This window comes from Acidovorax sp. Root217 (assembly GCF_001428645.1).
In the GTDB taxonomy this organism is placed as follows: domain Bacteria; phylum Pseudomonadota; class Gammaproteobacteria; order Burkholderiales; family Burkholderiaceae_C; genus Acidovorax.
On record NZ_LMIH01000023.1, the window covers coordinates 257,101 to 280,503 of the forward strand.

Annotated in this window: 24 protein-coding genes; 11 read left to right on the forward strand and 13 right to left on the reverse strand. The window is 68.1% G+C overall.

Annotated features, from left to right (window positions below):
* The first annotated feature begins 53 nt into the window (after positions 1–53).
* Positions 54–851: an inositol monophosphatase family protein gene (locus ASE31_RS21075; protein ID WP_057203739.1), complete on the forward strand. Its 798-nt coding sequence runs from the start codon at positions 54–56 to the stop codon at positions 849–851.
* Between the two features lie 5 nt (positions 852–856).
* Here ASE31_RS21075 and ASE31_RS21080 read toward each other — a convergent pair whose 3' ends face one another.
* Positions 857–1,768: a LysR family transcriptional regulator gene (locus tag ASE31_RS21080; RefSeq protein WP_057203740.1), complete on the reverse strand. Its 912-nt coding sequence runs from the start codon at positions 1,766–1,768 to the stop codon at positions 857–859.
* A 174-nt stretch (positions 1,769–1,942) separates the two neighbouring features.
* Here ASE31_RS21080 and ASE31_RS21085 point away from each other — a divergent pair, with 174 nt between their 5' ends.
* The 6 genes from ASE31_RS21085 (at position 1,943) to mmsB (ending at position 6,995) form a co-directional block, all read left to right on the forward strand.
* Complete coding sequence (locus ASE31_RS21085; RefSeq protein ID WP_057203741.1) at positions 1,943–3,466, forward strand: CoA-acylating methylmalonate-semialdehyde dehydrogenase; 1,524 nt, start codon at positions 1,943–1,945, stop codon at positions 3,464–3,466.
* A 102-nt stretch (positions 3,467–3,568) separates the two neighbouring features.
* Entirely contained in the window at positions 3,569–3,967 is a 399-nt protein-coding gene (locus ASE31_RS21090) for a lysozyme inhibitor LprI family protein (protein ID WP_057203742.1), read from the forward strand.
* A 47-nt stretch (positions 3,968–4,014) separates the two neighbouring features.
* Complete coding sequence (locus tag ASE31_RS21095) at positions 4,015–5,181, forward strand: acyl-CoA dehydrogenase family protein (protein ID WP_057203865.1); 1,167 nt, start codon at positions 4,015–4,017, stop codon at positions 5,179–5,181.
* Positions 5,182–5,194: 13 nt separating this feature from the next.
* The gene (locus tag ASE31_RS21100) at positions 5,195–5,650 is read left to right on the forward strand and encodes a TfoX/Sxy family protein (RefSeq protein WP_057203743.1); all 456 of its coding nucleotides are present in this window, start codon (positions 5,195–5,197) and stop codon (positions 5,648–5,650) included.
* A gap of 24 nt (positions 5,651–5,674) precedes the next feature.
* Entirely contained in the window at positions 5,675–6,067 is a 393-nt protein-coding gene (locus tag ASE31_RS21105; RefSeq protein ID WP_057203744.1) for a DUF488 domain-containing protein, read from the forward strand.
* A gap of 40 nt (positions 6,068–6,107) precedes the next feature.
* Positions 6,108–6,995, forward strand: a complete 888-nt coding sequence (mmsB, locus tag ASE31_RS21110; protein ID WP_057203745.1) for a 3-hydroxyisobutyrate dehydrogenase — start codon at positions 6,108–6,110, stop codon at positions 6,993–6,995.
* Positions 6,996–7,013: 18 nt separating this feature from the next.
* Here mmsB and ASE31_RS21115 read toward each other — a convergent pair whose 3' ends face one another.
* The 5 genes from ASE31_RS21115 to ASE31_RS21130 all read right to left on the reverse strand — a co-directional run bounded on the left by ASE31_RS21115 (position 7,014) and on the right by ASE31_RS21130 (position 13,541).
* On the reverse strand, positions 7,014–7,553 hold the full coding sequence (locus tag ASE31_RS21115; RefSeq protein WP_057203746.1) for a TIGR02281 family clan AA aspartic protease: 540 nt from the start codon (positions 7,551–7,553) through the stop codon (positions 7,014–7,016).
* 73 nt (positions 7,554–7,626) lie between these two features.
* A complete protein-coding gene (locus ASE31_RS21120) occupies positions 7,627–10,680 on the reverse strand; it encodes an EAL domain-containing protein (protein WP_235514711.1) in 3,054 nt (1,017 codons plus the stop codon).
* Between the two features lie 14 nt (positions 10,681–10,694).
* The gene (locus tag ASE31_RS32750) at positions 10,695–11,279 is read right to left on the reverse strand and encodes a response regulator (RefSeq protein WP_235514712.1); all 585 of its coding nucleotides are present in this window, start codon (positions 11,277–11,279) and stop codon (positions 10,695–10,697) included.
* Between the two features lie 25 nt (positions 11,280–11,304).
* A complete protein-coding gene (locus tag ASE31_RS21125; RefSeq protein ID WP_057203747.1) occupies positions 11,305–11,700 on the reverse strand; it encodes a response regulator in 396 nt (131 codons plus the stop codon).
* Complete coding sequence (locus ASE31_RS21130; protein ID WP_057203748.1) at positions 11,697–13,541, reverse strand: PAS domain-containing sensor histidine kinase; 1,845 nt, start codon at positions 13,539–13,541, stop codon at positions 11,697–11,699. Before ASE31_RS21130 ends, ASE31_RS21125 begins: the two co-directional genes overlap by 4 nt.
* Before the next feature lie 273 nt (positions 13,542–13,814).
* Between ASE31_RS21130 and ASE31_RS21135 the strand changes: the two genes are divergently transcribed.
* Complete coding sequence (locus ASE31_RS21135) at positions 13,815–14,258, forward strand: hypothetical protein (protein WP_157412603.1); 444 nt, start codon at positions 13,815–13,817, stop codon at positions 14,256–14,258.
* Between the two features lie 2 nt (positions 14,259–14,260).
* Positions 14,261–14,866 (forward strand): hypothetical protein, encoded by a 606-nt coding sequence (locus ASE31_RS21140; RefSeq protein ID WP_057203750.1) that lies wholly within the window; start codon positions 14,261–14,263, stop codon positions 14,864–14,866.
* 55 nt (positions 14,867–14,921) lie between these two features.
* On the opposite strand, the gene ASE31_RS21145 is transcribed toward ASE31_RS21140, so the two are convergent.
* The 4 genes from ASE31_RS21145 to ASE31_RS21160 all read right to left on the reverse strand — a co-directional run bounded on the left by ASE31_RS21145 (position 14,922) and on the right by ASE31_RS21160 (position 18,579).
* Positions 14,922–16,088 (reverse strand): ABC transporter substrate-binding protein, encoded by a 1,167-nt coding sequence (locus ASE31_RS21145; protein ID WP_057203751.1) that lies wholly within the window; start codon positions 16,086–16,088, stop codon positions 14,922–14,924.
* Positions 16,089–16,227: 139 nt separating this feature from the next.
* The gene (locus ASE31_RS21150; RefSeq protein ID WP_057203752.1) at positions 16,228–16,965 is read right to left on the reverse strand and encodes an NAD-dependent deacylase; all 738 of its coding nucleotides are present in this window, start codon (positions 16,963–16,965) and stop codon (positions 16,228–16,230) included.
* Positions 16,966–16,969: 4 nt separating this feature from the next.
* Positions 16,970–17,716 carry a 23S rRNA (guanosine(2251)-2'-O)-methyltransferase RlmB gene (gene rlmB, locus ASE31_RS21155; RefSeq protein WP_007859295.1) on the reverse strand — a complete coding sequence of 249 codons (747 nt, stop codon included), beginning with the start codon at positions 17,714–17,716 and terminating at the stop codon, positions 16,970–16,972.
* A 167-nt stretch (positions 17,717–17,883) separates the two neighbouring features.
* Positions 17,884–18,579 (reverse strand): ABC transporter ATP-binding protein, encoded by a 696-nt coding sequence (locus ASE31_RS21160; RefSeq protein WP_007859298.1) that lies wholly within the window; start codon positions 18,577–18,579, stop codon positions 17,884–17,886.
* Between the two features lie 15 nt (positions 18,580–18,594).
* On the opposite strand from ASE31_RS21160, the gene ASE31_RS21165 reads away from it, so the two are divergent.
* A complete protein-coding gene (locus ASE31_RS21165; RefSeq protein ID WP_057203753.1) occupies positions 18,595–19,269 on the forward strand; it encodes an arylesterase in 675 nt (224 codons plus the stop codon).
* 69 nt (positions 19,270–19,338) lie between these two features.
* Here ASE31_RS21165 and ASE31_RS21170 read toward each other — a convergent pair whose 3' ends face one another.
* The 3 genes from ASE31_RS21170 to ASE31_RS21180 form a co-directional block, all read right to left on the reverse strand.
* Positions 19,339–19,524, reverse strand: coding sequence for a hypothetical protein (locus ASE31_RS21170; RefSeq protein WP_057203754.1), 186 nt, complete (start codon positions 19,522–19,524; stop codon positions 19,339–19,341).
* A gap of 72 nt (positions 19,525–19,596) precedes the next feature.
* On the reverse strand, positions 19,597–20,826 hold the full coding sequence (locus tag ASE31_RS21175) for a PLP-dependent transferase (protein WP_057203866.1): 1,230 nt from the start codon (positions 20,824–20,826) through the stop codon (positions 19,597–19,599).
* 287 nt (positions 20,827–21,113) lie between these two features.
* On the reverse strand, positions 21,114–21,572 hold the full coding sequence (locus tag ASE31_RS21180; protein ID WP_057203755.1) for a BON domain-containing protein: 459 nt from the start codon (positions 21,570–21,572) through the stop codon (positions 21,114–21,116).
* A gap of 128 nt (positions 21,573–21,700) precedes the next feature.
* Between ASE31_RS21180 and ASE31_RS21185 the strand changes: the two genes are divergently transcribed.
* Positions 21,701–23,398 carry a SulP family inorganic anion transporter gene (locus ASE31_RS21185; protein ID WP_057203756.1) on the forward strand — a complete coding sequence of 566 codons (1,698 nt, stop codon included), beginning with the start codon at positions 21,701–21,703 and terminating at the stop codon, positions 23,396–23,398.
* Positions 23,399–23,403: the final 5 nt, after the last annotated feature.

The window sequence follows — 23,403 nt, forward strand, 5'->3', positions numbered from 1 at the left end:
GCAGGGGGTAGTAGCATCGCCCTGCCCTGCTTCACCCGCCCCGCTGCTGCCCCATGATCGACCAAGTCACCGAACTCCTGCGCCAGACGGCGGCGCAGGCCATCCTGCCCCGCTACCAGGCCCTGCGCGCGCAGGACATCGTGGAGAAGTCCCCCGGCGAGCTGGTGACTGCGGCGGATCGGGAGGCAGAGGCATTGATCACGGCCGGGTTGACGGCCCTGTTGCCCGGGTCGGTGGTACTGGGCGAGGAAGCGGTGAGCGCGCAGGCGCAGTTGCGCGAGCGCCTTGCCCACGACGGCGACCTGTGGCTGGTAGACCCGCTCGACGGCACGGCCAATTTCGTCGCGGGCCAGTCCTGCTTTGCCGTGATGGTGGCCCTGGTGCGGCGCGGCGAGACCGTGGCCGCCTGGATGCTGGACCCGCTGGCGGACCGGATGCATACCGCAGAGCGCGGCAGCGGGGCCTGGACCGACGGCGTGCGTGCGCACACCTCCCACGCAGCGCCCGGCGAAGAGGCCCTGCGCGGTGCCGTTTTCACGCGGTTTCTGCCGCAGGACCTGCGCACGCGCACCGAGGCACGCGCCGGGCGCATCGCCCAGGTACTGCCCGGGCTGCGCTGTGCAGGCCACGAGTACCCTGCCATCGCTGCGGGCCAGCAGCACTTCGCGCTGTTCTGGCGCGCCGAGTCCTGGGACCATGCACCAGGCGCCCTGTTCCTGACCGAGGCCGGCGGGCAGGTGGCGCGTCTGGATGGAACGGGCTACACCCCGGTGGACGTGCGGCCGGGCCTGCTGGCCGCACAGAATCCGGACACCTGGGATGCCGTGCACCGGGCGCTGCTCGCGCCATAGCCCTATCAGCCAGCCGTGTTGTCCACGGGCTCGGGCAGCAGCAGCCCTTGCTGGGCCGCCACCGTCTCGCGCAGAAAGGCCCAGGTGGCCTGCATGCGCGCCACATGCTTGTTCTCCTCGGGCATGGACATCCAGAAGGTGCGCGTGAAGCGCGCCTTGCCTGGCAGCACGAGCGTGAGGGCCGGATCCTGCGCGGCGACGAAGGCCGGCAGCACCGCCAGCCCGGCGCCTGCGCGCACCGCCTCGTACTGCGCGAGGATGCTGGTGCTGCGCAGCGCAAAGCGTGCGGGGCGGTGCAGCTCATCGAGGATCTGCAGCTCCTTGGTGAACAGCAGGTCGTCCACATAGCTGATGAAGCTGTGGCCGCGCAGGTCGTCCGCGGTACGGATGGGCGCATGGCGGGCCAGGTAGTCGCGCGTGCCGTAGAGCTGCAGCACGTAGTCGGTGAGCTTGACCACCAGCACCGCGCCGCGCGCGGGGCGCTCCAGCGAGATCACGATGTCCGCCTCGCGCCGCGACAGGTGCACCAGGCGCGGCAGGGCCAGCAGGTCGAGCACCAGGCCCGGGTGCTGCAGCGCGAAATGCGCCAGCTGCGGTGCCAGCACCAGGTTGCCAAAGCCCTCGGTGGTGCCGATGCGCACCAGGCCCTGCAGTCCCTGGCGCACGCCGGGGGCGGCGTTCTCCACCGCCAGAAAGGCGGCTTCCATGGCCTCGACCTGGGGCAGCAGCGCGCGGCCGGCCTCGGTCAGCCGGTGGCCGCCGGCCTCGCGGGCGAACAGGGCCGAGCCGACCTGCTTTTCCAGCGCCTGGATGCGGCGCGCCACCGTGGTGTGGTCCACGGTGAGGCGGCGCGCCGCACCCACCAGGGTGCCGGCACGGGCCAATTCCAGAAAGTAGCGCAGGTTGTCCCAGTCCATGGAAGCTCTCGTCAAGCGTGCAGGTGCACATGCACAGCGGCCAACGCATCATGTGCATTTTTGCAAACCTTGTGCGCAGTATTGTCTATTGTCTTCACAATTTTGCACAGCTACCATGCACGGGTTGCCAGATACTTCCCCGTTTTCGCGCCCCCACTTTCAGGAGACAACCCGATGAACGCACCTACCTCTTCGGCCGTACTGGCCCCCACCGTCAAGCTGCTGATCGGCGGCCAGTTCGTCGAGTCCAAGACCACCGAGTGGCGTGACGTGGTGAACCCGGCCACGCAACAGGTGCTGGCCCGTGTGCCGTTTGCAACGGCCGAAGAGATCGATGCCGCCGTGGCCTCGGCCAAGGACGCCTTCAAGACCTGGAAGAAGACACCCATCGGCACCCGTGCCCGCATCTTCCTCAAGTACCAGCAGCTGATCCGCGAGAACATGGCCGAGCTGGCCGCTATCCTGACGGCCGAGCAGGGCAAGACCCTGCCCGACGCCGAAGGGGATGTGTTCCGCGGCCTCGAAGTGGTGGAGCACGCCGCCAGCATCGGCAACCTGCAGTTGGGCGAGCTGGCCAACAACGTGGCCGGTGGCGTGGACACCTACACCCTGCTGCAGCCGCTCGGTGTGTGCGCCGGCATCACGCCCTTCAACTTCCCGGCGATGATCCCGCTGTGGATGTTCCCCATGGCCATCGCCACGGGCAACACCTTCGTGCTCAAGCCCTCCGAGCAGGACCCGATGGTGACCATGCGCCTGGTGGAGCTGGCGCTGGAAGCCGGCATTCCACCCGGCGTGCTCAACGTGATCCACGGCGGCGAAATGGCCGTGAACGCGATCTGCGACCACAAGGACATCAAGGCCGTATCGTTCGTGGGCTCCACCAAGGTGGGCACGCATGTGTACAACCGCGCCACCCTGGCCGGCAAGCGTGCGCAGTGCATGATGGGCGCCAAGAACCACGCCATCATCCTGCCCGACGCGAACAAGGAGCAGACGCTCAACGCCATTGCCGGCGCCGCATTCGGCGCTGCCGGCCAGCGCTGCATGGCACTGCCCGTGGTGGTGCTGGTGGGCGAGTCGCAAAAGTGGATTCCCGAGCTGGTGGCCAAGGCCAAGACGCTCAAGATCAACGGCGGCACCGAAAAGGGCACCGACGTGGGCCCGCTGGTGTCCTGCGCCGCCCTGGAGCGCGTGGAGAGCCTGATCGAACGCGGCATTGCCGACGGCGCCACGCTGGAACTCGATGGCCGCAAGCCCACGGTGCCCGGCTACGAAAAGGGCAACTTCGTGGGCCCGACCATCTTCTCGAACGTTCAGCCCGGCATGGCCATCTATGACCAGGAAATCTTCGGCCCCGTGCTGGCCCTGGTGCCTGCAGCCGACATCGACGAAGCCATCGAGTTCATCAACAGCAACCCCAACGGCAACGGCACGGCCATCTTCACCCAATCGGGTGCCGCAGCGCGCAAGTTCCAGGAAGAGATCGACGTGGGCCAGGTCGGCATCAACGTGCCAATCCCGGTGCCGGTGCCGCTGTTCTCGTTCACGGGCTCGCGCGCGTCCAAGCTCGGCGACCTGGGCCCCTACGGCAAGCAGGTGGTGATGTTCTACACCCAGACCAAGACCGTGACGGCCCGCTGGTTCGACGACAGCACCACCTCGCATGGTGTGAACACCACGATCAGCCTGAAGTAAAAATGGCCCCAGGCGGCGCTGTGCGTTGTGAGGGCATGGCTGGCAGGGCATGGTGAAATCGGCTGCATGTACCGAGATCCATTGCCCTCCCCGCCAGCCACCATGGCGCGCCTTGCTGCCCAGGCCATTGCCTGCGCCCTGCCCTTGCTCATGGGTCCATCCATCGCACTCGCCCAGGCCGGTGCCGCCTGCCGGCAAGGCGGCACGGTGGCCGAGACCAATGCCTGCGCGGTGCAGGATTTCCAGGCGGCAGACACCACCATGGCCGTGCTCTACGGCGACGTGATGCGCGCGCTGTCGGCGCATGAGCGCCCGCAGCTGCGCCAGGAGCACTCGGCTTGGCTGCGCGCGCGCACCACGCAGTGCAAGCAGGCCACTCGTGCCAGCGAGCAGCAGCCCGAAGGGCCCCGGCTCTACCACGAGTGCCTGACCCGCGAGACGCAGGAGCGCCGCATGGGGCTGATGCGCTGGCTCAGCATGGACAGCCCCGCCAAGCCTTGAGCGCATTGCCCCAACAGAACAACAAAGACGACAGCGAGACAGACACCATGGACTTTGAGCTCTCCGAAGAACAACGCGCCTTTGCCCAGACGGCCCGCGACTTTGCGCGGGCCGAGTTCGCGCCTCACGCGGCACACTGGGACGCCGAAGGCATCTTCCCCAAGGAGGCCATTGCCAAGGCCGGCGAGCTGGGCTTTTGCGGCCTGTATGCGCCCGAGGCTGCGGGCGGCCTGGCCCTGCCGCGGCTCGATGCCACGCTGGTCTTCGAGGAAATGGCGGCGGTGGACCCGTCCACCACGGCCTTCATCACCATCCACAACATGGCGACCTGGATGCTGGGCACCTGGGCCACGCCGGCCGTGCGCGACCACTGGGGCCCGCTGCTGACCACCGGCGAAAAGCTCGCCTCGTACTGCCTGACCGAGCCCGGCGCGGGCTCGGACGCGGCCTCGCTCAAGACCCGGGCCGAGCTGGTGGGGCATGAGTACGTGATCAACGGCTCCAAGGCCTTCATCTCGGGCGCGGGCGCCACCGACGTGCTGGTGCTCATGGCCCGCACGGGCGATGCGGCCTCGGGCGCGGGCGGCATCTCGGCCTTTGCGGTGCCGGCCGACACACCGGGCATCAGCTACGGCAAGAAAGAAGAAAAGATGGGCTGGAACAGCCAGCCCACGCGCACCATCAGCTTCGACAACGTGCGCATTGCGGCCGACCACCTGCTCGGCCGCGAGGGCGAGGGCTTCAAGATTGCCATGAAGGGCCTGGACGGCGGGCGCATCAACATCGCCACCTGCTCGGTGGGCGCCGCCCAGGGCGCGCTCACGCAGGCCCAGCAGTACATGCACGACCGCAAGCAGTTCGGCAAGCCGATTGCGAGCTTCCAGGCGCTGCAGTTCAAACTGGCCGACATGGCAACGGAGCTCGTGGCCGCGCGCCAGATGGTGCGCATGGCCGCCAGCAAGCTCGATGCGGGCGACCCGAATGCGAGCACCTACTGCGCCATGGCCAAGCGCTTTGCCACCGATGTGGGCTTTACCGTCTGCAACGAGGCCCTGCAGCTGCATGGCGGCTACGGCTACATCCGCGAGTACCCGTTGGAGCGCCTGCTGCGCGATGCGCGCGTGCACCAGATCCTGGAGGGCACCAACGAGATCATGCGCGTGATCATTGCGCGGCGCATGCTCGACGGCGATGCCCCTGACGTGATCCGCTGAGCCCGCCGAACCCATGCCCGCCCGCCCCCTTTCCGACGAGACCCTGCACCTGATCGACGCCGTGCGCGCCGCGCTGGCGCAGCGCAGCGATGGGGACGAGCGCACCATGTTCGGCTGCTATTGCTTCTTCGTGGATGGCAAGCTGTGCATCGGCGTCAAAGGCGAAGAGCTGCTGGTGCGCCTGCCGCCGGACCGCCACCCGGAGTTCCAGGAAATGCAGAACACGCGCGAGCTGTCGCCCGGTGGCGGCATGAAGGGCTACTTCTGGATCGAGCCCAATGGCTACGCCACGCGCACGCAGTGGAGCTTCTGGATCGACACGGCCCTGGCATACAACCCCCAGGCCAAGGCCACGCCGCCGCGCAAGTCGGCCGCTGCCAAGGCCAGCCCGGCCACAAAAAAGCCAGGCACCGCCACCAAAAAGAAGCCAGCGACCAAGCGCCACAGCATCTTCGAGGCCGACGACTGACGCGCCACCCAAGAAGCCACCACCATGCCACTTCGCATCGTCCGCCTCGGCACCCCGCGTGCCCCCGGTGAAGGCACCCGCATCGGCACCGTGCGCCGGCCGCCGCGCGGTGTGCCCAAGGCCGAGTTCGGCAGCCAGAACTGGTACGACGTGTGGTACCCCCTGCTCTCGCCCAGCGCCGAACTCATGGCCCAAGGCCAGCAGGCGCAGAGCGACAAGGAGTGGCAAGCCTTCGTGAAGCAGTTCCGCAAGGAACTGGCCCAGCCCGAGACCAGCCGCACGCTGGACCTGCTGGCCACCCTTTCGCACCATGGTGCCATGTCGGTCGGCTGCTACTGCGAGAGCGAGGCGCGCTGCCACCGCTCCGTGCTGCGTGAGGAACTCGCCGGCCGGGGCGCAGACATCGCCACGGATTGACCCCCTTTCCACATCACAACGACACCAAGGAGATACGAACATGAAAATCGCATTCATCGGTCTGGGCAACATGGGCGGCCCCATGGCCGTGAACCTGCACAAGGCGGGCCACGAAGTCCGGGCCTTCGACCTTTCGCAGCCCGCGCGCGACAAGCTGGCCGCCGATGGCGTGGGCATCGCGGCCGATGCCTCAGCCGCCGTGCAGGGCGCCGAAGTGGTCATCAGCATGCTGCCCGCCAGCCAGCATGTGGACAGCCTGTTCCTGGGCACCGGCGAGCTGCTGGCCCAGCTGCCGGCCGGCACGCTGGTGATCGACTGCTCGACCATCGCCGCCGCCACCTCGCGCAAGGTGGCCGAGGCCGCCAAGGCCAAGGGCGTGGCCTTCATCGACGCGCCGGTATCGGGCGGCACGGGCGGCGCCATTGCCGGCACGCTGACCTTCATGGTGGGCGGCGACGAGGCCGACCTGGAACGTGCGCGCCCCGTGCTCGAAAAGATGGGCGCCAATATCTTCCACGCCGGTGGCGTGGGTGCGGGCCAGACGGCCAAAATCTGCAACAACATGCTGCTGGGCATCCTGATGGCGGGCACCAGCGAAGCGATTGCCCTGGGTGTGGCCAATGGCCTGGACCCCAAGGTGCTGTCGGAGATCATGCGCCGCAGCTCGGGCGGCAACTGGGCGCTCGAAAAATACAACCCCATGCCCGGCGTGATGGAGACGGCCCCTGCCAGCAAGGGCTACGCCGGTGGCTTTGGCACCGACCTGATGCTCAAGGACCTGGGCCTGGCGCAGGAGAACGCCGCCGCCGTGAAGGCCGCCACGCCCCTGGGCGGCCTGGCGCGCAACCTGTACGCAGCGCACAGCCTGGCGGGCCATGGTGCGCTGGATTTCTCCAGCATCATCCAATCGGTGCAGAAGAAGGGCTGATGCCCGGCACCTGGGTGCTCAACTCCCGCGCGGGTTGAGCACCATGGCGTCGCGCTTGATCTCCACGTCAAACTGGCGCAGGAAGTTCTGGCCCAGCAGCGCGTCGTCCTCGCTCTCGCCGGTATAGCCCGTGCCCACACGCAGGCCCGATACCGCAAGGTTGCGCACCGTGACGGAGTCGGAGGGGGCTACCCGCCCCTCGCGGTTGCCGTTGGCCGTGCGGAAGGTGGTGGGCACGCCACCCGTGAGGCCGGCCTTCTTCGCCACCGCATCGGTCACGGCGATCAGGCTGGCGCCCGTGTCCACCATGAAGTTCACGGGCACCCCATTGATGGTGCCCGCCACGCGGAAGTGGCCGTCATTGTGGCGCGGGATCACCAGCGAGCCGGTGGAGGTGACCGTGGCGCCGCGCGGCGCCATGAACTGCTTCATGCCGAAGTACAGCGCCCCCATGACCACCAGCCAGAAGGCGAGGATGGCCAGGGTGTTGGTGCGCAGTGCGCGGCGCGTCTGGTCGTCCGCTGGGGATGGTCGCTGGTAGTCGTGTTCTTCGCCCATGGGCCTGGCATTCAAATGCAGAGCCCCAAATCATAGGGCAGCTGCGAACCGCCGCCGGGCAGCAATGTCCTCATCAACTGGCGGGCTGCGCGCCGCGCAGGAACTGCTGCTCGAACACATCGGCCGGCACGGGCCGGCTGTAGAGAAAGCCCTGGATCTCGTCGCAGCCCAGCAGTGCCAGCAGGCGAGACTGCTCCTCGGTCTCCACCCCTTCGGCCACGACCTTGAGCCCCAGCGAATGGCCCAGGTTGATGATGGTGGACACCAGCGCGCTGCCCTTGGGGCCGGCGGCGATGTGCAGGATGAACGAGCGGTCGATCTTGAGCGTGTCGAGCGGCAGCCGGGCCAGGTAGCTCAGCGAGGAAAACCCGGTGCCGAAATCGTCCATGGCCACGGTGATACCCATCTCGCGGATGGCGTGCAGGCTCTGGGTGCTGCGCTGCACGTCGTCCATCACCATGCTCTCGGTGATCTCCAGCTCCAGCCCGGCAGCAGCCTCTGGGCCGTGCGCCACAGCCGCGCGCACCTGTTCGATGAAACCCCGGTGGCGCAGCTGCAGGAAGGAGACATTCACCGCCACCCGTATTGGCGCCAGGCCTGCGGCGCGCCAGCGCAGGTTGTCGGCCAGCGCCTGGCCCAGGGCCCAGCGGCCCACGTCGTAGATCAGGCCGGTCTCTTCGAGGATGGGGATGAACTGCCCCGGCGGCACCAGGCCGCGCCGCGGGTCGTTCCAGCGGATCAGGGCCTCGGCGCCGGTCACCTCGCCGCTGGCCAGGTGCAGCTTGGGCTGGTAGTGCAGCACGAACTCGCCGCGCTCCAGCGCTTCGCGCAGGTGGTTCTCCAGGCTCAGCGCCTCGGCCACGCGCAGATTCATCTCCGAGGTGTAGAACATCAGCGCGTCGGCCGAGGCCTTGGCCTTCTTGAGCGCGGCCTCGGCATTGCGCAGCAGCGCCTCGGCATCGCCGCCATCCATGGGGAACAGGGCCACGCCCGCCTTCGCAGTGATGCGCAGCTCCTGCGTGCCCAGCTGGAAGGGCTCGTCGAAGCAGGCGCGCACCAGGTGGTCCACGGCCATGGCCACCGCACTCGCATCGCGCGCCTCGCACACGGCCACGCCAAAGCTGTTGACGCCAATGCGCGCCAGCATGTCCATCGCACTGGCATGCAACTGCAGGCGCTGCGCCACCAGCTTGAGCAGCTCGTCGCCCAGCGAGCGCCCCAGCGTGTCGTTGACGATGCGAAAGCGGTTCACGTCGATCAGCGCCACCCCCAGGAAGGGCGCACCCTGCGGCCGGTGGCCCTCGCGCGCACGCATGTGCTGGTTCACGCGGTCCAGAAACAGCGTGCGGTTGGGCAAGGTGGTGATGTCATCGTAGTAGGCCAGGTAGTTCAGGCGGTCGGATTTTTCGAGGTGGTCAAGCGCAAAGCTGATGTCGCCGGCCAGCTCGCCCAGGAGCTTCATCTCGGTGGCATCGAAGAAGCTGGCCTCGTCGGAAAACAGCGCCATTACGCCCACCACCTCGTGTGCCACCAACAGGGGCAGCACGGCCAGGGAGGCCACCGAACGGGCCTGCAGCCTGGCCGGCAGCAGCACCCGGGGATCGCCTTCGACCTGGTCGCAGACCACGGCGCGCTTTTCTCGCACCACCGTGGCCGTGAGGCTGTAGACGCCCGAGGGCTCGTCCGCATACGACAGGCGGCCGGCAAGGTCGTCGAAGAAGTCCGGGTCGGTGCCGGCGATGGCCATGGGAATCACCTGCTGCGCCGCGCGGTCGACCCGGCCGATCCAGGCCATGCGGAACTTCCCGTGCCGTACCGCGATGTCGCAGGACTGGGCAAACAGCTCCTGGCGGCTGCGCATGCGCACCAGCAGCGTGCTGATGCCGCTGAGCACGGCATAGACGCGGTTGAGGCGCTTGATCTTGTGCTCGGCCTCGCGCCGCTCGGTGATGTCTTCGCCCAGGCAGGCGATGCCCATGGCCTCGCCATCGACGGAGCGCAGCACCGTGTTGTTCCAGTAAACCAGCCGGCGCCCGCCGGACCGCGTAAGGATCTCCTGCTCGAAATGCCAGGCGGCCGGCCGGTCGGCCAGCATGTCCTCGAACCCCCGCTGCATGCCGTCCATGCCCGGCGGCAGGAACAGCTCGAACCAGTTGCGCCCGAAGATCTCGCCGCGCTCCCAGCCCGTCAGGCGCAGCAGGCAGTCGTTGCAGTAGGTGATGCAGCCGTTGCGGTCCAGCATCAGCGAGGCCATCTCGACCTTGTCGAGCAGTTCGTTGAAGCGCCGGTCGCTCTCGCGCAGCGCTTCTTCGGCCCGCTTTTGCGCCGTGACATCCTGGATGGTGTTGAACCAGCGCAAGCCTTCGGGGGCAGCGCCTTCGCCGGGCAGCGGCTCCATCACCTGGCGCAGGTGCAAGAGCGCCCCATCGGCACGCCACAGGCGGTAGGTGAAGTCCATGCGCACCCCTTCGCGCACTGCCTGCAAGGCCATGCTGCGCACAAGTGCACGGTCGTCGGCGTACACCATGCCGATCCATTCCCGGGCAGACGCCGGCATGGTGTTCGGGTCGCGCCGCAGCATCTGCGCCAGCGTGGCGGGCCAGCTCTCGAACTGCCCGCCCGGTCCGCTGATGATGTGGGTGATCTTGGCCAGCACCTGCGCCCGGTGCAATCTGGCCTCGCTGGCACGCAGCTCCTCCAGGGCCCGCCGGCGCTCGATCACCTCGATGTGCAGTTGCTCGGCATGGCGCTGCACCTCCAGGTAGAGGCTGCCGTTTTCATAGATGCGCCCCACCTGCGCCGCCAGGATGGACAGGATGCGTTCGTCCTCGGCGCTGAAGTGGTCGGCCCCCTCCTTGTTGGCCAGGCAGATCCAGCCATAGGACGAAGCCAGCGAGGTGACCGGCGCCTCCAGCGCGCAGTACAGCGGCGGGTAGCCCTGCGGCAGACCCGCCATGGTGGGGTCGCCGCCGGGGTTGAGCAGCCGCTGCGAGCGGCGCTCCGTCTGCAGCCGCCCCAGCAGGCCTGACGAGGCATCGGGCGCAGGCAGCGAGCGCGCCAGCACCGGGTCGATGCCACTGGTGCACACCAGCGACGCATCGCCCGGCTTGCGCACGGCGCACAGCACGGCGTACTGGGCGCCTATGAGTCGCGTGCGCCCGTGCAGACCTTGTTGAGCAGCATGGCCGGGTCGCGCTCGGAGGCCAGCTGCAGATTGAGCTCGGTGAGCGCCGCCAGCCGGCGGTTGGTGGCCTCCAGCTCCACCACGTTGCCCCGCAGCTTGTCGGTCACCAGGCGCAGGTGCTGGGAGCGGAAGGCTGGCTCCACGACCGGGGGTGCGCCCTCGAAGCCGCGAGCCGCCTGCGCCAGCGTGCGTTCGATGGCGCGCAGGATGTCCTGCGGCTCGCAGGGCTTGACCAGCACCTCCGAGACGCCTCCGGCCAGCGCCAGGCTGCGCGCCTGCTCCCCCTGGTAGTGGGCACTGTAGAAGATGACCCGGGTGGCCGCCAGCGCGGGATCGGAGCGCAGCTGGCGCACGAACTCGTAGCCGTCCATGGTGGGCATGAGGATGTCCGAGATCACCAGCGCCGGCCGCTCGGCGCGCACCAGGGCCAGCGCCTGCGCACCGTCCACGGCCTCCAGGGCCTCATGGCCGCCATGCCGCACCAGCGTGACGACCAGGGCCCGGTTGGGGGCCTGGTCGTCCACGACGAGGATCTTTGCCATGGCTGCCGCCCTCCTTGCTTGTGGATCACCGCGGCGGGCGTACCGCCCGCGATGACGGCGAGAGATAGGCCTCGACCTGGCGCACGAAGCGCTCCGGGTCGATGGGCTTGGAGATGTGGTCCTGGAAGCCCACCTCCAGCGCCTTCTCCCGGTCTCCGGGCATGGAAAAAGCCGTCACGGCGACCAGCGGAGCCCGGCGCCAGCCGGGGTCGGCATGCAGCAGCCTGGCCACCTCATAACCGTCCATGACCGGCATCTGCAGGTCCGACAGGATGAGATCGGGCCCATGCTCCAGCGCGGCGCGCACGCCATCGCGCCCGTTGGACGCGCTGTAGACCTGGTAGCCATCGGCCTCCAGCAGGTAAGTCACCAGCATGCGGCTGGCTTCGTCGTCTTCGATGACCAGGATGCGGGCCGTCATCCCTGGGCTCCCGGCAAATCAAGAATGAAGGTACTGCCCTCGCCTGGCCGGCTGTGCAGCGTGATGTCGCCGCCCAGCGCCTGGGCGAGCTTGCGGCTCAGGTGCAGGCCCAGGCCCGAACCCTCCTGGTGCCGCTCGGCACCCTCCACCCGGGAAAACGGCTCGAACAGCCGCGACTGGTCCACGAGGGGGATGCCGGGCCCGGTGTCCTGCACGCGCAGGCTCAGCCGCGGGCTGGCCGGGTCCGGCGCATCGAGCTGCACCAGCACCTGACCCTGGCCCGTGAACTTGATGGCATTGCCCACCAGGTTGATGGCCACCTGGGCGAGGGCGCGCCGGTCGGTGCGGACAAGGACTGCATGCTCGGGCATGCTCACCACGAAGGCCAGGCCTTTGCGCTGCGCATCAGGGCCCAGGGTCGCAGCCACCTCCTCCACCACTGCGCAGCAATCCACCATCTCCCACTGAAGCACGTGCTTGCCATCGCGCAGCTTGGCCACGTCCAGCAGGTCATTGATCAGCGACAGCAGGTGGCGCGCGCCCGTCTGCACGATGCGCAGCTGCTTTTCCTGCTCGGCGTTGAGGGGCCCCGGCAGGCGCATGAGCAGGGTGCCGGTGAAGCCGATGACGGCATTGAGCGGCGTGCGCAGCTCGTGCGACATGCTGGCCAGGAAGCGGTCCTTGACCAGCGCGGCGTTCTCCAGCTCCAGGTTCTTGTCGCGCAGCGCCTGCTCGAAGCGCTTGCGCTCGGTCACGTCGCGGATGGCACTGGAGACGAACAGCCCCTCTTCGGTCTCCAGCGGGCTCAGGCTGATCTCGACCGGAAACTCGGAGCCATCCTTGCGCAGGCCGTACAGGTCCAGACCTGCCCCCATGGAGCGGGTGCGCGGCTCGGTGAAGAACCCCCCTCGGTGCCGCGGGTGCTGGCCGCGGTGGCGCGTGGGCACCAGCAGCTCGATCGGCTGGCCCAGCAGCTCCTCGCGCGCCCAGCCGAACAATTTGACGGCCTGGGAGTTGACCAGCACGATGTTCCCATCCCGGTCCACGATCACCATGGCATCGGGCGCCGATTCGAGCAGGTCGCGGAACTTCTGGTCGGCCTTCTTGCGCGCCGTGATGTCGCGGATGGCGCTCATCACCATGGTGCCCTCTTCCGTTTCCAGTGGACTCAGGCTGATTTCCACCGGAAACTCGCTGCCGTCGCTGCGCACACCATACAGCTCAAGACCCGCCCCCATGGTGCGCGTGCGCGGCTGGACGAAAAAGCCGCTGCGGTGCCCCAGGTGGGCGTTGCGGTAGCGCTGGGGCAGCAGCACCTCGACCGCCTGCCCCAGCAACTGGGCCCGGGGGTAGCCGAATACCCGCTCGGCCTGCGAGTTCACGAGCACGATGCGCCCGGTGGCGTTGACCATCACGATGGCATCGGGCGTGGATTCGAGCAGGTCGCGAAAGCGCGCCTCGACCAGCTTGGCATCGCGCAGCACCTTGAGCTGGGTGACGTCCTTCTTGCTCGACAGAAAGTAGGCCAGTTGACCGCCCTCGCCAAAGACAGCCCGGGTGGACACGTTCACATGGACCAGCGAGCCGTCCTTGCGCCGGCGCACCGACTCGTGCACGGATACGCCGGACTGCAGGGCTTCGGCGCAGATCGACTCCTCGTCGTGTACCTGGTCCGGCGGCACAATCAGCTGTGCCAGGCTGCGGCCCCGGGCCTCGGCCTCGGTGTAGCCGAAGGTGGCTTCCGCTGCCGGGTTCCAGTGCAGGACAGCACCGTCCGGCGCGATGACCAGCAGCGCGTCAGGATTGTGCTCCCAGTAGGCCCCGGAGAAATCAGATGCCATACAGCCCTTTTCGTGAAGGGGCCTGGCCGTCGCTCACCCCCCTGCCCCCCGTTGGAAACATCTTAGGCATGCCTTGCGCAAAACGCCAAGCCAAATATTCCCCGGGCGGGTTGCAGGCAGGCCCCGCCCTGTGCAGGACGACCGCAGGCACGGGGTTCGCCGCAGGCACCGCAGGTATCTGCAGGCGGTACCGCAGCAGGGAGGATCGCCGAGTGCGCGGATCCTGCAGGATACTTGGGCACCCCCACACCCGCCGCAAAGGACCCCATGGGCATGTTCACCCGCAACCTGCAGGCAGCACCCTTCGGTGCCCTGTCCGCCGAAGGCCAGTCCAAGGTCTGGGAAGGAACGGTCGGCATTGCCCACCTGGGCGACGGATTTGCCCTGCGCGTGCATGGCGCCAAACAGGGGCCGACGGCAGCGCAGGCCCAGGCTTTCTCGCGCTTGCTCGCCAATGCCCGGCAGATCCGCGACGACGCCACCCCGGCGCTCGTTGCCTTTCTGCTCGAATGCGAGGTGGTGCCACCGGGGGTTGCATTGAATGAAGGCACGCTCTGGGGCTTTCTGACGCCCTGCTTCATCGAAGTGCATCCCGACCACGGCCCGGGGGCCACGCAAAGTGCCTGCTCGGTGGGCTACGAGATTCCCTGGGAGCCAAGCCAGCTCGTCCACATCAACACCGCCAACGGTGCCTTCACCGACGTGCATTCGGAGTGACCATGGTGGCGCCATTCGACCGCCTGCGCCCGCTGCTCGCCCCCTGGGGCCACCTGCAACCCCAGCCCGCCAGCGACTGGCAAGGGCCCTTCCCTCTGCCCGCCATCGTGGAGGCCTTCTACCGCGAGGTGGGGCCCTGGGGCGAGACCTGGCATGCGTCGGTAGGCCCGGTGGGCCTCGCCATCAACGCGGGGGGCAACCCGGTGGACGTGCCGCCGCTGCACAAGCTCTGGGCACGGCAGGACGGCTATGCCTGGTCACGCAACCCCGACAACCCGATCAAGGGCTGGCCTGCACACTGGCTGGTGATCGCGCAGGAAGGCGCCAACCCATTCATCCTGGACCGCAACGACGGTAGCGTCTGGTTCGACATGGCGGGACGAGGAAACTTCAACGACCCGAACCGTTTTGCCGATGACCTGCCCACCGCGCTGGGCGCCATCGCCACGGTGGCCAACGCCCTGGCGGCCCTGGGCGACGATGCGCTCGACGACACCTATGAGCTCAAGGCCAGCAGCCGCGCGCAGGTGGCGCACGTGCTCGCGGCATTCACCGGCAGCGAAGCCACCGCGCAAGGCATGCTGCAGGCGTGGCGGTGGTACCTGTGAGCCTGGCGCAGCCGCTTGGTGCGCCGACCGCAGGCATGCAGGGAAAGGCCTTGGCTCAGCTCAGTCGGCGCGCGTTCTCGGCGTAGATGGCCAGGTAGATCGAGTCGGAGCCCACGTAGGGTGCCTTGCTGCCAAAGCCGACATTGAAGTCGCCGAACGAGAGCGAGCGGATACCCGCCAGGCCATTGCGCAGCTTGTCGCGGGTCAGGTCCTTGCCCGCGTTCTTCAGGCCTTCGATCATGATCTGGGCATTGACCCAGCCTTCCAGGGAGCTGCCGCTGTTGATGAAGGCGGCATTGGCACCCGTGGCCTTCATGGTGCTCTGGAACTTGCGCACCACCACCGACTTTTGCGAATTCGCGTCCGGGAACACCTGCACCAGGGCCATGCCGCGCGTGGCGGCGGCCAGCTTGGGCAGCTCCGACGAGATCACCGTGACCGACAGGCCGGCCAGCGGCACGCCGGCCGCCTTGGCACGGAATGGCAGCACGAAAGCCGTGTTGGCCGTGCCGGTGGTGGCCAGCAGCACGGCGCCCGGGCGCTCTGCGGCCACCTTCTCGGCCAGCTCGGCACCATTCTTGCCGTCCACCGCCAGGGCGAATTCGCCGGCGCGCTCGACCTTGATCTCATCGAGCGCGCGCGACATGTCCTTGAGCACTTCCTTGCCAAAGGGGTTGTCCAGGTAGACCACGGAAATGCGCTTGAGGCCCATCTCCACCACCTGCTTGACCAGGCGCTGGGTTTCGTCGCGGTAGCTCGGGCGCACGAAGAACACGTTGCGCTGCTCGGCCGAGCGCAGCGAGGGCGCACCCGTGATGGGGCCCACGGTGGGGATGCCCTTGCCTTCGATCAGCGGCAGGATGGCGGCCGTGTTGGCCGTTCCCAGGGGCGAGATCAGCGCGAAGATGGACTGCGCCTCCAGCATCTGCGTCACGTTCTGCAGGGTGCGGCTGGCGACGTAGGCATCGTCCTTGGCGTCCATGCGGATCTCGCGGCCGTGCACGCCGCCGGCCTGGTTCAGCTCGGCAAACGCGGCCTTCATGCCCGCCACCTGCTCGATGCCGGCCTGGCCCAGCGGCCCGGTCAGGGCAATGGAGCAGCCCAGGTTGATGTGCCTGGCCGACATCGGTTCTTCGGCAGCGCTCGCCGTGGAAGCCCACACAGGCAGGCTGGTGGCCGCAGCCATCTGGGTGGCGCGCAGGAGAAAGTGACGACGGCTCATGGTGTGAAGGTGCCCGGAGAATTGTGCAAAGGTGGCGCAGGCTACAGGCACGGCCCGTGACAACTTGTCCGGTCTGCGACAGTCTGTCGCACAAAGCGCACAATTTTGGGGCATGCCCCCTGAACCAGGCGTAGCCCGATCAGGCTTGCAGCAACTGCGGCAGCAGGGTTGCCGACGTACCGCGCAGCACGGCATCTGCGGCATCGTCGAGTTCGCTGGGGGCGGGGTTGACCACGACCACACGGGCACCGACCGCACGCGCCTGGCGCGCCAGGCCTGCAGCCGGGTACACGGCGCCTGCCGTGCCGGCGACCAGCATGAGGTCGCAATCCTGCGCCGCCCGCTCAGCGGCCTCGAACACGGCCAGCGGCAGCATTTCACCAAACCACACCACGCCGGGGCGCAGCCGGTTGCCACAGCGGTCGCAATGCGGCGGGCTGCCGGCCACTGCATCGTCGATGTGGCAGCAGTTGCGCGGCGTGTCGAGCCAGCGGTTGGCGAACAGATCGCCATGCAGGCACAGCACGCCCGTGCTGCCCGCGCGCTGGTGCAGGCCATCCACGTTCTGGGTGATCAGCGTGAGCCGCCCCGGGTGGGCCGCCTGGAAGGCCGCCAGCGCCAGGTGCCCGGCGTTGGGCGCCACGCCCTCCATCAACTGGCGCCGGTGCTGGTACCAGTTCCAGACCCGCTCGGGATGGGCGCGAAAGCCCTCCTCGGTGGCCATGTCCTCGGCGCGGAACTGGGCCCAGTAGCCCGTCTGCGCATCGCGAAAGGTGGGCACGCCCGATTCGGCGCTCACGCCCGCGCCGGTGAGCACGGCGATGTGCCGGGCCTCCTGCACCCAGGCGCGCACGGTGTCCAGGCGATCCTCCTGCATACGGTCAAGTCCTCTGGCGCAGCGCCTCGTAGAGGCAGACGCCGCTGGCGACAGACACATTGAGGCTTTCCACCGCGCCCTTCATGGGGATGCTGACCAGCTCGTCGCAGGTCTTGCGCGTGAGCTGGCGCATGCCGTCGCCCTCGGCGCCCAGCACCAGGGCCACGGGGCCCTTCAAGTCCACCTGGTAGACGGTCTTGGGCGCATCGTCGCTGGTGCCTATGCACCAGATGTTGCGCTCCTTGAGCTCGCCCAGGGTGCGCGCCAGGTTGGTGACCATGAAGTAGGGCATGGTTTCGGCCGCTCCGCTGGCGACCTTGGCCACCGTGGCATTGATGCCCACGGCGTGGTCCTTGGGGGCGATGACGGCATGGGCACCGGCACCATCGGCCACGCGCAGGCAGGCGCCCAGGTTGTGCGGGTCGGTCACGCCGTCGAGCACCAGCAGCAGCGGGTTCTCGACGCCAGCGGCTTCGAGGTTCTCCAGCAGCTCGTCGAGCGAGGTGATCTGGGCCACGGGCTCCACCCGCGCCGCCACGCCCTGGTGGCCATGGCTGCCGGCCAGCTTGGCGATGCGCTCGCTGTCAGCTTCGATCAGGCGGGCACCGGCCTCGCGGGCCCGGTCGAGGAACTGGCGCATGCGCGCATCGCGCCGCGTGACCTCGTAGTAGATCTCGATGACGGATTTGGGCGCGGTCTTCAGACGCACGCCCACGGCGTGGAAGCCGAAAAGAACTTTGGGGGAAGACATGCCCTGATTATCGACTGGACGAAGCTGATTCCCTATCAGCTGTCGATGGCGCTGTAGGCCCATGCAACTGGCGCGTCAAGGCCAGTGCCACCGTGGAACTGGCTTTGCCAGGCCACCGGTGGCGTCCCCCTTCCAGGGGGAAGGCGCGAAGCGCCTCAGGGGGTAGCCTAGTTCTCAGCAACCTGCCCGGCATCAATGGTGATGCGCCGCTCACAGCGCGCGGCGATGCCGCGGTCGTGCGTGACCAGTACCAGCGTGGTGCCCTGCTCGCGGTTGAGCTCGAACATGAGCTGCATGATGGTCTCGCCCGTCGCAAAGTCCAGGCTGCCCGTGGGCTCGTCGGCCAGCAGCACGGCCGGGTGCACCACGAAGGCTCGCGCCAGCGCCACGCGCTGCTGCTCGCCGCCCGAGAGCACCTTGGGATAGTGCGAAAGGCGCTGGCCCAGGCCCACGCGGGCCAGCATGTCGGCAGCGGCCTTGCGCGCGTCGCGCCGGTTGGCCAGCTCCAGCGGCAGCATCACGTTCTCCAGCGCGGTGAGGTTGCCCATGAGCTGGAAGCTCTGGAACACGAAGCCCACCTTCTGCGCGCGCAGCGCGGCGCGCTCGTCCTCGTCGATGGCGAAGAGGTCATGGCCGTCCAGGCGCACCGTGCCGCGCGTGGGCGTATCGAGCCCGGCGATGATGGACAGGAGCGTGCTCTTGCCAGAGCCCGAAGCCCCCACGATGGCCGCAGTTTCCCTTGGCGCCAGGCGGAAATCGATATCCCGCAGAATGTCCAGCGTACCGGTCGAATCCGTGACCGACTTGAAGACATGCTCGACGGCAATAATGGGGGTCACGGGCGATGGGGAAGATTCGGACATGAAAGGTTCTTTGCTTTGATTCGACATCTGCAGTATCGGCGCCACTTTATCCTCTCGGCAGGCATCCTGGGTTTGGCAGGGGTTTGCGCCCCCGCAGCCTGGGCACAGGCGCCTGCATCTTCCGCGCCAGGCGCGCCGGCCATTCTGGTGCTGGGCGATTCGCTGAGCGCCGAGTACGGCCTGGCGCGCGGCGCCGGCTGGGTGGCCCTCCTGGAAAAGCGGCTGCAGGAGGAAAAGATCGAGCGCCGCGTGGTCAATGCCAGCGTGAGCGGCGAGACCACCTCGGGCGGGCGCTCACGCCTGGCCGCCCTGCTGACCCAGCACAAGCCTGCCGTGGTGGTGATCGAGCTCGGCGGCAATGACGCGCTGCGCGGCCTGCCGCTCAAGAACACCGAAGAGAATCTGAGCGCCATGACCGATGCGGCGCAAAAGGCCGGGGCCAAGGTCTTGCTGGTGGGGATGCAGGTGCCGCCGAACTATGGCACCGACTACGCGAACCGGTTTGCCGGCCTGTTCACCACCGTGGCCCAGGCCAAAAAAGTGGCCGTGGTGCCGTTTTTTCTCAAGGGCGTGGCCGATGGCCCGGACCCTACCCGCCTGTTCCAGGCAGACCGCATTCACCCGCGTGCAGAGGCGCACCCGCAGATGCTGGCCAACGTGTGGCCAGAGCTGAAAAAGCTGCTGCGCTGAGCGCCGTGCTGCCGGACCCGCCTGCGGCCGTTGCGGCGCGGCAGGGTGCCGGACACGGCGGTCAAAGGCTCAGCCGCCTGGTGCGCCCGTGGGCTGGTTGCCGCCCGGTGCGCCATCGCCATTGCCACCGGCTGGCTGGTCACCCTGTGGGTCATCCGGCCTGCGCTGGGTTTTGGAGCGCAGCTTCTCTTCTTTTTTTTGCTTTTTTGCGAGCTCGCGCTGGCGCTTTTCGTATCCGTAGTTGGGTGTTGCCAAGGTGTTTGCTTCCTGAAGTAGAGGCCCACTGTAACAGCTAGGCCTGTGTTTGCCGACATACCCCCGCGCCCGTCAAGCGGGGGCAAAGGCCCGCTGCAGGGACTGCTGCAGGTCCTGGCGCAGGTCCTCCACCGCCTCCAGGCCGATGGAAAACCGCACCAGCGTCCCGGGCTTCAGGTGCGCCGTGGGCCGGCCGCGCATGCGCGCCAGCTCATAAGGAACCACAAGGCTCATGGGCCCACCCCAGCTGTAGCCCAGCTTGAACAGGCGCAGGCCGTCGCAGAAGGCGTCGACCTGGTCCTGCCCGAAGCGCGCATCGATCACCACGCTGAACAGGCCGGCCGCCGCGCCCGCACCGCCATAGGCTGCGCCGCACAGCGCCTTCCAGTGGTCATGGCCCGGCGCACCGGCCAATGCCGGGTGCAGCACCTGGGCGATGGCGGGCTGGGCCTGCATCCAGGACGCCAGGGAGCGCGCCGCCTCGTCGTGCGCGCGGTAGCGCAGGCCGATGCTGGGCAGCGAGCGCAACACCGCCTCGGCATCGTTGCCACCGACGCCCAGGCCCAGGCGCATGTGGGTGAGCTTGAGCTGCATGTGCAGCGCCTCGTCGCGCGTGACGATGCTGCCCATGAGCACGTCACCGCCGCCGCTGGGGTACTTGGTGAGGGCGTGGGCCGAGATGTCCACGCCCAGGCTGCCGTCGCCCAGCAGGTCGAACGGCGCGAACGCCAGGCCCGCACCCCAGGTGTTGTCCAGCGCCGTCGTGACGCCGCGCGCGCGGCAAATGCGCACCTGCTCGCACAGGTCGGGGAATTCCATGGTGACCGAGCCGGCCGCTTCAAGCCAGACCAGGCGGGTGGCAGGCGTGATGCGCGCGGCCAGATCGGCCGGATCGAGCGGGTCGTAGACCGCATGCGTGATGCCGAAGCGGCGCAGCTCGCCGTGGATCAGGTCCTTGCTCGGGCCATAGACATTGTCGGGAATCAGCAGTTCATCGCCGGGCTTGAGCAGCGCCAGTGCCACATTGGCAATCGCTGCGAGGCCGCTCGGGACCAACAGGCACTGCAGGCCGCCCTCCAGGGCGCACAGGCGCTCTTCGAGGATGAAGGTGGTGGGGGTGCCATGCAGGCCGTAGGTGTAGCCGCTCTTGTCCTTCCACTCGCGGCTGCGCATGGCGGCCACGTTGGGGAAGATCACGGTCGAGGCCTTGTAGACGGCAGTCTGGGGGGCCTGAAAGCCCGCAGGCGGAAGGTAATCGTGGTGGACGAGGCGGGAGGCGATGTCGGTGGCATGGTCTTGCATGCAGCCAATGGTAGCGCGCCGCACAAGGATCACCTTGTGCGGCGCGGCTCCTTTGCCATGGCCCCTGTTCGGGGGCAGGCAAAGGCCAGTGCATGGCCGATGGCTTGCATTGCACGCATCACTTGCATGGGCGGTCTTCGAATGCCAGTCCTCGCAATGAAGATGAAGGAGGCAGCCTGCTCGCTGCCCGACTGGCGGGTCGCAAGTCCATCCCTGCCCGGTGCGCGTGGGGTCCGGTATCTTTACAGTCCCGGGGCCCGGTGCAAGCCGTCAGGTACGGCTGTGCCTTAGCTCGGTGTGACGGTCAACTGGTTGTTGACCGAGGTAACGCCCTTCACGGCGGTGGCAATCGTCTCGGCACGCTCCTTGGCGGCAGGCGTGGTGGCGGGGCCGTTCAGCGTCACGGAACCATTGACGGTGTCCACATTGATCTTGATGGCGCTCAGGTCAGGATCCTTGGCCAGGCCGGCAGAGACCTGGGCTGTGATGGTGGCGTCGTCGATTTTTTCCATCGCGGTCTGCGAGCCTTGCTCCATCTTGTTGCCGGCACTTTGCATGGCGCTCTCGGCCTTGATGCGGGCTTCGGTGGCCGCCTGCTCGGTGCGGTCAACGGCCGAGTCCAGGCGCTGGCCCACGGTGGCGTCTTCGGTCTTGCTGCAAGCAGCCAGACCCAGCGCCAGAGCGCTGACGGCCAGCACGCTGGCGATGCGGTGAAGGGGGCGCTGAGCGGTAGTTGCGGTGTTCATGGGAAAGCTCCTTGCGGGTTGAAACATGCTTCGTACTTTAGGTAAACCGACGCGCGCACAGGGTCGGATAGCTCCGAAGTGGCTGTAGGACGCCAGGCAGCCCGCACAAGCGCGCGACAATCGGGGCCATGCCTTCCCTGCCCTCCCTGTCCCGCTGGCTTCCGTTTCTCGCCTGGCCCCGTCCCGACCGCCACCTGCTCAAAGGGGAGTTTTCGGCCGGCATGACCGTGGGGCTGATGCTGGTGCCACAGGGTGTGGCCTATGCGGCCCTGGCCGGCATGCCGCTGGTGACCGGCATCTACGCCTCGCTGATCCCGGCCCTGGTGGCCGTGCTGTTCAGCTCCTCCACCCGGCTGGGCGTGGGGCCCACGGCCCTCACCAGCCTGCTGATCGGCGCCTCCCTGACCGGGCTGGCCGAGCCCGGCAGCGCGCAGTGGGTGGCCCTGGCGGCGTGGATGGCCCTGCTCTCGGGCCTGCTGCAGCTGGTGATGGGCATGGCACGCTTTGGCTGGCTGCTGAACCTGGTGACCTCGCCCGTGCTCAGCGGCTTCACGCAGGCGGCCGCGCTGCTGATCCTAGCCTCCCAGTTGCGCGCCTTCACCGGCCTGCGCTCGGACCTCGGCGCCCTGTGGTCCACCCCGTCGCTGGGCCATTTCGACCTGGTGGCTGCCGCCTTCGGCCTGGGCAGCCTGGCGCTGCTGGTGCTGGCCCGGCGCTGGCGCCCGAACTTTCCGGCCGCCATCGTGGTCGTGGGTGCTGCCGGGGCGCTGAGCTGGGCGCTGGGCTATGCCGACAGTGGCGGCTCGGTGGTCGGCACGCTGCCCGAGGGGCTGCCGTCCCTGTACTGGCCGGGCCTGCTGTCCTGGTCGCAGTTTTCCGCACTGGTGATGCCGGTGCTGGTGGTGACGCTGGTGAGCTTTCTCGAAACCGCCTCCAGCGCCAAGGTGGAGAGCCAGCGCTCGGGCGAGCGCTGGAACGAGAACCAGGACCTGATCGGCCAGGGCCTGGCCAAGATCAGCAGCGGCCTGTGCGGCAGCTTTGCCACCAGCGCCTCGTTCTCGCGCTCGGCCATCAACCTGTATGCCGGTGCCCGCACCGGCTGGGCCACGGTGTTCGCCATCGCCCTGGTGCTGGTGGTGCTGCTGTGGCTCACTCCGGCGCTCTACCACGTGCCGCAGTCGGTGCTGGCGGCCGTGGTGGTCACGGCGGTAACCAGCCTCATCAAACCCGCCACCCTGCTGCGCCTGTGGCGCATCTCGCGTGTCGAGGCTGTGATGGCCGGCGTGACCTTTGCGCTGACGCTGGCCACCGCACCGCGCATGTACTGGGGCGTGCTGGTGGGGCTGGTGATGAACCTGAGCCACTTTCTGTACCAGCGCCTGCACCCGCGCATTATCGAGGTCGGCCTGCACCCCGATGGCAGCCTGCGCGACCGCCACCTGTGGCACCTGCCGCCCCTGGCCCCCCAGTTGCTGGCATTGCGCATGGATGCGGAGCTCGATTTCGGCTCGGCCAGCGCGCTGGAGCGGCATGTGATCGACCACCTGGCCGCCGACCCCGCCATCGTCCACCTGTGCCTCATGGCCCAGCCCATCAACCGCATCGACATCACCGGCGTGGAGACCTTTGCCGCGCTGCGCGCCCTGATGCAGGCGCGTGGCGGCATACTGCACGTGAGCGGCATGAAACTGCCGGTGGACCAGGTGCTGCGCCGCGCCGGCTTGCTCGAACCCGGCCCGGGGCTGCAGATGTACCGCACCGACGCCGAGGCCCTGCAGGCGCTGCAGCAGATACCACCGCCCGACCCTGAGGGTGCAGCCACCTGAGCCGT